The organism is Pinirhizobacter sp. (assembly GCF_035317885.1).
Lineage (GTDB): Bacteria > Pseudomonadota > Gammaproteobacteria > Xanthomonadales > Rhodanobacteraceae > Pinirhizobacter.
Genome location: NZ_DATHFX010000054.1, coordinates 1 through 8048 on the forward strand (window position 1 = coordinate 1; position 8048 = coordinate 8048).

Consider the following 8048-nt stretch of genomic DNA (forward strand, 5'->3'; position numbering starts at 1 on the left):
GGCCAGGAGGGCGGCAAGCCCGGCGGCAACGGTCCGCAAGGCGCACAGGGCCAACAGCCACAGGCCCAGGGCGCCAATCAGCCGGCCAACCCGAACCAGGGGGGCCAGGGTGGACAGGGCCAGGGCAACCAGCAGCGCGACAGCCGCGGCCGCCGTCGCCGCAACGAGCGCAACCAGGGACGTCCCCAGCAGGGCGGCAGTCCGGGTAATAACGCCGCTGGCAACAACGGCAACTACCAGCGCAACCAGCACTACAACAACAATAACGGCTACCCGGCCGATGAAGACGAAAACGCCGATGCCGGTAGCAGCGACCGCCTGATCAACCTCACGGAGTTGAAGCGCAAGAACGCCATCCAGCTCCTGGAGTTCGCCGAGTCGCTGGGTGTACGCGAGGGCGTGGCCCGCCAGCGCAAGCAGGATGTCATCTTCAACATCCTCAAGGCGCATGCCCGCTCCGGTGGCGGCATCTGGGCCGAGGGCGTACTGGAAATCCTGCAGGACGGCTTCGGCTTCCTGCGTTCGGCGGACGAGTCCTACCTTGCCGGCCCCGACGACATCTACGTGTCGCCCAGCCAGATCCGCCGCTTCAACCTGCGCACCGGCGACTACATCACCGGACGCGTGCGCCACCCCAAGGAAGGCGAGCGTTATTTCGCCATGCTCAAGGTGGACGACATCAACGGCGACCCGCCGGAAGCCTCGAAGAACAAGATGCTCTTCGAGAACCTCACCCCGCTGTTCCCGCGCAAGGCTTTCAAGCTGGAACGTGGCAACGGTTCGAGCGAGGACATCACCGGCCGTATCCTGGACCTGGTAGCCCCCATCGGGCGCGGCCAGCGCGGCCTGATCGTCTCCCAGCCGAAATCCGGCAAGACGATGATGCTCCAGAACATCGCGCAGGCCATCGTGCACAACCACCCCGATGCGCACCTGATCATGCTGTTGATCGACGAGCGTCCGGAAGAAGTTACGGAAATCGCCCGCAGCGTGCGCGCCGAAGTGATTTCCTCCACGTTCGACGAACCCGCCGTACGCCACGTGCAGGTGGCCGAGATGGTGATCGAGCGCGCCAAGCGCCTGGTCGAGCACAAGAAGGATGTGATCATCCTGCTTGACTCCATCACCCGCCTGGCCCGCGCCTATAACACAGTGATCCCGAGCTCCGGCAAGGTACTTACCGGTGGTGTCGACGCCAACGCCCTGCAGCGCCCCAAGCGCTTCTTCGGTGCGGCGCGTAACGTGGAAGAAGGCGGCAGCCTCACCATCATCGCCACCGCGCTCACCGAGACCGGTTCGAAGATGGACGAGGTGATCTACGAGGAATTCAAGGGCACCGGCAACATGGAAGTGCACCTGAGCCGTCGCATCTCCGAAAAGCGCGTCTACCCTGCCATCGACATCAACCGCTCCGGCACCCGCCGCGAGGATCTCCTGATCGACCCGGACCTGCTGTCCAAGATCTGGATCCTGCGCAAGCTGCTGCACCCGATGGATGAACTGGCAGCGATCGAGTTCATGCTCGACAAGATGAAGAACACCAAGTCGAATGATGAATTCTTTAATTCGATGAAGCGGTAAGCGAAGCGGGGTCAGAGTATTTACTCTGACCCCCAACCGCCTCCGACGCTATACACGAAAAGGCCGGCATCTTGCCGGCCTTTTCTTTTTGGTGGAACCGCTCAGGCTGGCTGGATGATCGTCTTTACCAGAGCCCACAGAAGTCCCGTGATGGATGCGAATCCCGACACGGCGAGGCATATCCCCCAGATCCGCTGCTTCCAGGAAACGAGATCGCCGACGACATCGGCGAGTTTTTGCACCTGCGCAGTAAGGTTGTCGATGCGTCCGTCCAGGCGCTTGCCCATCTCGTCGATGCGCCCATCCAGACGTTCGATGGAACCGACCACGCGGCCCATCCCGAACTCGAGGGTGCCCATGCGCGCGACCAGATGTGTCATCAGGTCATCCGATTTGGGAGCTGGAAGGGCCCATCGTTGACCAGGCGCAATCGCGTCGGCCTGGCCATTCGCTTCCACATCGAGAGGGGAGGTACTCATTTCCTTGCTTTCCTTGCCTTCGTCCCTGGTCATGCCGGCTCATGTTCAACAAGACATGTCGAACAGTGTGCAACAACGAGTCTAACGGGGCTTTCGCGTTATGACCGTAGTCCGTTACCGCTGCGTCAGTAGGCAGCGGCCGTTTCTTTTGCGCAGTATCGTTACTTCCGCGCTGGAAGACGTCGCCTGACTTGTCAGAGCGCTTTCTTAAAGTCACACCGCGGAATGGACTACAGAGTACCCGCTGAAAGACTACAGACGCAGTCAGACATCACGACAACAATGCGCCAATAGTCGAAAGGATGTCGACCATGGATCAGCAAAAGGTTGGGGCTTGATCGATGCGGTCTGGATCGGCGCGTTTCCTCATGCTTGGCACCACGTTCACTGCGGGCGGGTATGGCGCGACATTCCTTGTCTCCGACTGGTATCGCGCGCAGGGAGGCAGCGACATCGACGCGGGAACGACGCTCGGTGCCGCGCTGATCGGCACTTTGATCGGAGTCCCCCTCGTCGGCTGGTTTGCCGGCCGGCTCCCGCGCATTGCGGCGCTCCTGATTGGCCTGGGTTGGGGGATGTTTTATGTCGGCGGACCCATGGCCTTGTCCGAACGTATCACCGACGCGGAGCGCGGACCGTGGTTCACCCGCTTCAGCGCGTTTCAGATGACCGGGATCTGTGGCAGCCCTATTCTCCTTACCGCGGTAATGGCACAGGCCAGCATGGCCATCCAGACGACGTTTTTCCTGGTCGGTGGCATGGGAATCCTCGCCGCGTTGCTGCTCGGGACATTCTCCGCCAGGGAACCACGAGGCCATCGTGAGGCCTCATTGAGGCCATGGGTAAGAAAACTGGCAACCGTCGCCGCGAGCAGCGCGATCCGGCCGATTGCGATGGTGGGCCTAGGCGGCTGCGTATTCTCAGGAATCATGTCCTTCCAGGGTTCGCTCGTCGAAGGGACGGGTGCCCGTGCCAGTACCTTCTTCGCGGCCCATGCCACGACGGTGGTGGTCTTGCGGCTGTTGCTCGCCGGGCGTTTGCCGACGATGCCCCCATCCCCCTGGTCACCGTGTTGTTGTCATGTCTCATCACGGGCATCGTTTGCTTGTTGGGAACCTCGTTTCATCCCGCCTTCCATATCGCCGCAGCGGTCTTGACGGGAGCCGGCTACGGGCTGGTATATCCGGTTATCCAGACCTGGGCCATCAACCATTCTTCGCCAGAGAATCGCCACGCCGCCCTCACATGGTTCGTCGTGGCTTATTTCGTGGGCACCTTCGGCTTCCCAGTTATCGGCGGATGGATCCTCGTTGGTGCGGGAAAAGAGTGGTTCATCCTTACCCTGGCCGCGATAGCTTCGCTGGAACTCGCGGCCGCACGGGTCGGTTCGATGAAGCGCTGATCCGGGCGCCATGTCATGTTAGAAAGGAAAGGCATCCGACGTGGCGAAAGGCAGTTCAATCCATGAAAAAGGCATTTGTCTTCGCTACGCTTTGCATCGCCAGCTGGAGCCTGATTCCCGTCGTCGCCAAGGTGACCACGCAGGACATCACGCCATTGCAATTCCTGCTGCTGTCCAACGTACTTTCCGCATTCGTCTGCGGGGCGGTGGCGCTCAAGCGCGCACCATCCTTCGGGGGCCTCCTCGCCGAGGCTCGCGGCAACCTGCTGCGCACGGCGTTGCCCGGCTTCCTTGGCTGCTATCTCTTCTACCTGTGCCTCTACCACGGTTATGCGGTGGGCGATGGCATGGCCGTGTTGGTGGTGCAGTACCTGTGGCCGGTGCTGATCGTGTTGCTGGCCCCGCTGGTGACGCGCGAACGGATCGGACCGGTGGGCGTGATGGCAGTGCTGCTGGGTTTCGCAGGCTCCGCGGTCGTGGCCACGAAGGGGAATTTCACTGCCCTGCCCGCACAGGACCTGCCGACGCTCGGTATCGTCCTGGTCGGTGCAGCGTCCTTCGCGCTTTATTCCTTGTTGTCCAGGAGCGTCCCTGGCGAAGGCATGCCGCTGACCTTCGGGTTCTTCGCCTGGGGTGCGTTGTTTTCGCTCGTTACGGTACTGCTGGGTGACGGGCTGGCGTTGCCGTCGTCGGGCAAGGCGTGGGCGGGCTTGTTGCTCAACGGCTGCATCATCAACGGCCTTTCGTATTTCTGGTGGTTGCGGGCGCTGCAGTTGGCGTCGCCTTCCCGCATTGCGCCGCTGGTGTTCCTGGCACCGGTGTTGGCGACGATCTGGCTGGTCGTGTTCTTCCACGCGCCGTTCCATCCGATCTACCTGCTGGGGCTCGCACTCTCGATCGCCGCTGGACTGATCGCCACGGGCGCAGGGCGCGGCGCACGTGCATCCATAACGAACGGCACGGTTGCGCCGGGCGATATTCGCGATTAACCTGCGCGTCCCTTTGATCCACTCGCACGAGGAAGGAGAACATCATGATTGTTGTATCCGCCATCGTCGCCGGGTCCACGCTGCACTGATCTCCCGGCCAGCGGTCTTCGCTGGCACGCGTGTGGAACCCGGTCGTCCGTTCGCCTTCCCTCTGTCGGGAGGTCGCGCCATGAGCGATTTGAAAGGGTTCCCCCATGTCTTCTGCTGTTTATTCCTTGCACCAGCTGGGCTGGCGCGCGTCGTATGCCCAGCACCTCGCCCTGGATGATTTTGAATCGGCCTACCCTGCCCGGGTGATGGCCGTGCACCGCAGCGGGCTGGCCGTGCTTTCTTCGCGCGGCCACGCGCACGTGGTGGTGCCGCAGCGCGTCGTCGATGCGCTGGAGGTTTCCATCGCCGTGGGCGATTGGGTGCTCGTTGAAGATGCCAACGAACGAGTCGCGCGACTCGTCGAGCGGCAGTCGCTGATCGAGCGTATCGGCGCCGGTACCGACGGGCACCGCCAGTCCATCGCCGCCAACGTCGATACGCTGTTCGTGGTCAGTTCCTGCAACGAGGATTTCAATCCCTCGCGCCTGGAGCGCTACCTTGCGCTAGCCCATCAGGCAGGTGTCGAGCCCGTCGTGGTATTGACCAAGGCGGACCTCTGCAGTCAGGCGGGCGCCTATGTGGCGCAGGCACACGGCGTGGCCCGGGGTGCGGCGGTGGTCGCGGTGGATGCCACCAAGCCCGAGGGCCTTGGCTCACTGGCGCGATGGCTGGCCGAAGGCAATACCGTTGCCTTCGTCGGCTCGTCGGGCGTGGGCAAGTCCACGCTTACCAATGCGCTGGTCGGTAACCCGGCTCAGCTTACCTCCGCGATTCGCGACGACGACGCCCGGGGCCGACATACGACCACTGGACGTGAGATGTTCCTCACTTGCACGGGTGCCTGGGTGATCGATACGCCGGGCATGCGCGAGTTGCGCGTGGGTGCGGCCGTCGAGGGCGTGCAAACAACCTTCGACGATGTTCAGTCGCTGGCGCTGGCTTGCCGGTTCAGGGACTGCAGCCACGGTGGCGAAGCGGGTTGTGCCGTCCGCGCCGCTCTCGACGAAGGACGGCTGGAGCTGCGTCGCTGGACCAGCTACCAAAAGCTGCAACGCGAGGTGGCCGAGGCGTCCAGGACGATACGCGAAAGGCACGAGAACAACCGGCAGTTCGGTTGCATGGCGCGCTCGGCGATGCGGGCGAAGCGGGAGAGGCAGGGTCGCTGAAAAGCGCCCTGCCGTTCCGGGCCTAAAACCCTTCCAGCACGATCTTCCCGCGCGCCGTGTGCGATTCGATCTTCTTGTGTGCCTTGCGCAGGTTCTCAGCGTTGATGCGGCCAAAATGCTCGCCCATCGTGGTCTTCAGCGTGCCGTCGTCGATGAGCGCCGATGCGCGGGCGAGGATATCGTGCTGGCGCTGCATGTCGTCGGTGCCGTACACCGAGCGGGTGAACATCGACTCCCAGTGCAGCGAGATGGCCTTGGACTTGAGCTTGGTGACATCCAGCGAAGCCGGGTCGTCGATGATGCCGAAACGCCCCTGGGCCTTGATGAGGTCGGGAAGCTGGGCGAAGTAGTCGTCGGTGTGGGTGAGGCTGGCCACGATATCGACCGAATCGATGCCGATGGCCTTGAGCTGGTCGGCGAACGGCTTGCCGTGGTCGATCACGTGATGGGCGCCAAGCTTCGTGACCCAGTCGCGGGTCTCCTTGCGCGAGGCCGTACCCACCACGGTGAGCCGGGTGAGCTGGCGTGCCAGCTGCACCAGGATCGAACCCACGCCGCCGCCGGCGCCGATCACCAGCAACACCTGCCCCTCGCCGCCACCCTCGGCCACGCCGAGGCGGTCGAACAACAGTTCGTAGGCGGTAAGCGTGGTCAACGGCAGCGCGGCTGCCTGGGCGGCGTCGATGCTGCGCGGCTTGGGTCCGGCAATGCGTTCATCGACCAGGGAATATTCAGCGTACGAACCGGGTCGGGTAATGGAGCCGGCGTAGAACACCTCGTCGCCCTGCTTGAACAGGGTGACCTCGCTGCCTGTCGCCTCCACCGTGCCCACGGCATCCCAGCCCAGGATGCGCGGCTCGGTCACCGGCGCGCGGTGGCGCACTTTGGTGTCTACCGGATTCACGGCGATGGCCTTGATGGCCACCAGCAGGTCGCGCGGTCCGGGCGATGGCCTGGGCAGGTCCATCTCGTGCAGGGACGTCGGGTCGTCGATCGGCAGCGCGTTCCGGGTGTAAACGATGGCCTTCATGGGGATTTTCCTTATGATGCGAAAAATGTCGGGCGCGGAGTGGTTACCCAGCCTGCGTATGGAGCCATGATCCACCCGCTCGGCCGTGTTATCCACCACGCTGGCGGGAAAGCACTTTCACCGCGGGAGTGAAAATGATTCGCCTGGACGACCTTGGCCTGTTCGTACGCACGGCCGCGTTGGGCAGCTTCTCCAATGCCGCCCGCGAAGCGGACCTTCTACCCGGACAAGCCAGCGCGGCCGTAGCTCGATGTCCGCGACGACATCGCCTCGGGGCGACTGACGCAATTACTTGCCGGTCAGCCGGGCGAACCCGCGCCACTGCATCTCATCTGCCCGCACCGGCAGCAGTTCTCGCCCGCCATCCGCCGGCTGCATGCCGCGCTGCGCGAGCGCTTCGATGAAATCGACGCCGTCGACGGCCCCCGCCATTACTGAACTGGCGACACCGGGCCGTGGGTATAAGGCCGTCTTGCTCGTCATCGGGCCATGCGACCGCTATCCTCGCCCTCGCCCACCCTTTTGTTCATGCGCGGCCGCCCCCACAGGAAGGCCAGCGAACAACACTTCCAAGGAATGCCCGTGTCCATCCCCAGCGCCGCTCCCGGCACGCCGATCAGCTCGAAGGACGAGCTCGTCGCTTATATTGCCCAGGGCGAGAAACCGCGCGCGGACTGGCTCATCGGCACCGAGCACGAGAAGTTCGGCTTCCGCACCGACGACCTTCGCCCTCCCACCTTCGACGGCGAGCGCGGCATTCGCCGCCTGCTCGAAGGCATCGCGAGCCGTTACGGCTGGGACATCGCCCGCGAGGGCGAGACGCCCGTGGCGCTGACCCGCGGCAAGGCCAACATCACGCTGGAGCCCGCCGGGCAGCTGGAACTTTCCGGCGCGCCGCTTGAGACCATCCACGAGACCTGTTCGGAAGTCCATACGCACCTGGAAGAAGTTCGCAGCATCGCCGATGGCATGGGCCTGGGCTTCCTCGGGATGGGCTTCCAGCCGAAGTGGAAGCGCGACGAAATGCCGTGGATGCCCAAGGGCCGCTACAAGATCATGCGCGAGTACATGCCCAAGGTGGGATCGCTCGGCCTGGACATGATGACGCGTACCTGCACGGTGCAGGTGAACCTCGATTTCGCCACCGAAGCGGACATGGTGAAGAAGTTCCGCGTGGGCCTGGCATTGCAGCCCATTGCCACCGCCCTGTTTGCCGATTCGCCCTTCACCGAGGGCAAGCCGAACGGTTTCCTGTCGTTCCGTTCCAACGTCTGGACCGATACCGACGCCGACCGTACCGGCATGCTCGAT

9 protein-coding genes and 1 pseudogene are annotated in these 8048 nt (G+C 63.5%); 7 read left to right on the forward strand and 3 right to left on the reverse strand.

Going from position 1 to position 8048, the window contains the following annotated elements; all coding sequences use genetic code 11:
- A partial coding sequence (gene rho, locus VK519_RS01605) for a transcription termination factor Rho (RefSeq protein WP_324347017.1) occupies window positions 1-1581 on the forward strand: 1581 nt, incomplete at its 5' end.
- 101 nt (window positions 1582-1682) lie between these two features.
- Here rho and VK519_RS01610 read toward each other — a convergent pair.
- A complete protein-coding gene (locus tag VK519_RS01610) occupies window positions 1683-2093 on the reverse strand; it encodes a hypothetical protein (protein ID WP_324347019.1) in 411 nt (136 codons plus the stop codon).
- 335 nt (window positions 2094-2428) lie between these two features.
- On the opposite strand from VK519_RS01610, the gene VK519_RS01615 reads away from it, so the two are divergent.
- The 4 genes from VK519_RS01615 (at window position 2429) to rsgA (ending at window position 5707) form a co-directional block, all read left to right on the forward strand.
- A complete protein-coding gene (locus VK519_RS01615) occupies window positions 2429-3217 on the forward strand; it encodes an MFS transporter (RefSeq protein ID WP_324347031.1) in 789 nt (262 codons plus the stop codon).
- On the forward strand, window positions 3130-3462 hold the full coding sequence (locus tag VK519_RS01620) for an MFS transporter (protein WP_324347029.1): 333 nt from the start codon (window positions 3130-3132) through the stop codon (window positions 3460-3462). Before VK519_RS01615 ends, VK519_RS01620 begins: the two co-directional genes overlap by 88 nt.
- Window positions 3463-3524: 62 nt before the next feature.
- Window positions 3525-4451 (forward strand): DMT family transporter, encoded by a 927-nt coding sequence (locus VK519_RS01625; RefSeq protein ID WP_324347021.1) that lies wholly within the window; start codon window positions 3525-3527, stop codon window positions 4449-4451.
- Window positions 4452-4645: 194 nt separating this feature from the next.
- Window positions 4646-5707: a ribosome small subunit-dependent GTPase A gene (gene rsgA / locus VK519_RS01630; RefSeq protein WP_324347023.1), complete on the forward strand. Its 1062-nt coding sequence runs from the start codon at window positions 4646-4648 to the stop codon at window positions 5705-5707.
- A 22-nt stretch (window positions 5708-5729) separates the two neighbouring features.
- Here the strand turns inward: rsgA and VK519_RS01635 are convergent, their stop codons facing one another.
- The gene (locus VK519_RS01635) at window positions 5730-6737 is read right to left on the reverse strand and encodes a zinc-binding alcohol dehydrogenase family protein (RefSeq protein ID WP_324347025.1); all 1008 of its coding nucleotides are present in this window, start codon (window positions 6735-6737) and stop codon (window positions 5730-5732) included.
- Window positions 6738-6865: 128 nt separating this feature from the next.
- Here VK519_RS01635 and VK519_RS17795 point away from each other — a divergent pair.
- Window positions 6866-7093, forward strand: a pseudogene (locus VK519_RS17795) (LysR family transcriptional regulator); the annotation flags it as partial.
- Here the strand turns inward: VK519_RS17795 and VK519_RS01645 are convergent.
- The gene (locus VK519_RS01645; RefSeq protein WP_324347033.1) at window positions 7026-7169 is read right to left on the reverse strand and encodes a hypothetical protein; all 144 of its coding nucleotides are present in this window, start codon (window positions 7167-7169) and stop codon (window positions 7026-7028) included. The pseudogene VK519_RS17795 and the gene VK519_RS01645 overlap by 68 nt on opposite strands.
- A 150-nt stretch (window positions 7170-7319) precedes the next feature.
- On the opposite strand from VK519_RS01645, the gene VK519_RS01650 reads away from it, so the two are divergent.
- On the forward strand, window positions 7320-8048 hold a 729-nt coding region (locus tag VK519_RS01650), incomplete at its 3' end, for a glutamate--cysteine ligase (protein WP_414692673.1).

Excerpts from the sequence above, each read along its gene's own strand:
- VK519_RS01610 (WP_324347019.1), bottom strand. The coding sequence starts at position 2,093 with ATGACCAGGGACGAAGGCAAGGAAAGCAAGGAAATGAGTACCTCCCCT.
- VK519_RS01615 (WP_324347031.1), top strand. The coding sequence starts at position 2,429 with ATGCTTGGCACCACGTTCACTGCGGGCGGGTATGGCGCGACATTCCTT.
- VK519_RS01625 (WP_324347021.1), top strand. The coding sequence starts at position 3,525 with ATGAAAAAGGCATTTGTCTTCGCTACGCTTTGCATCGCCAGCTGGAGC.
- rsgA (WP_324347023.1), top strand. The coding sequence starts at position 4,646 with ATGTCTTCTGCTGTTTATTCCTTGCACCAGCTGGGCTGGCGCGCGTCG.
- VK519_RS01635 (WP_324347025.1), bottom strand. The coding sequence starts at position 6,737 with ATGAAGGCCATCGTTTACACCCGGAACGCGCTGCCGATCGACGACCCG.
- VK519_RS01645 (WP_324347033.1), bottom strand. The coding sequence starts at position 7,169 with ATGGCGGGGGCCGTCGACGGCGTCGATTTCATCGAAGCGCTCGCGCAG.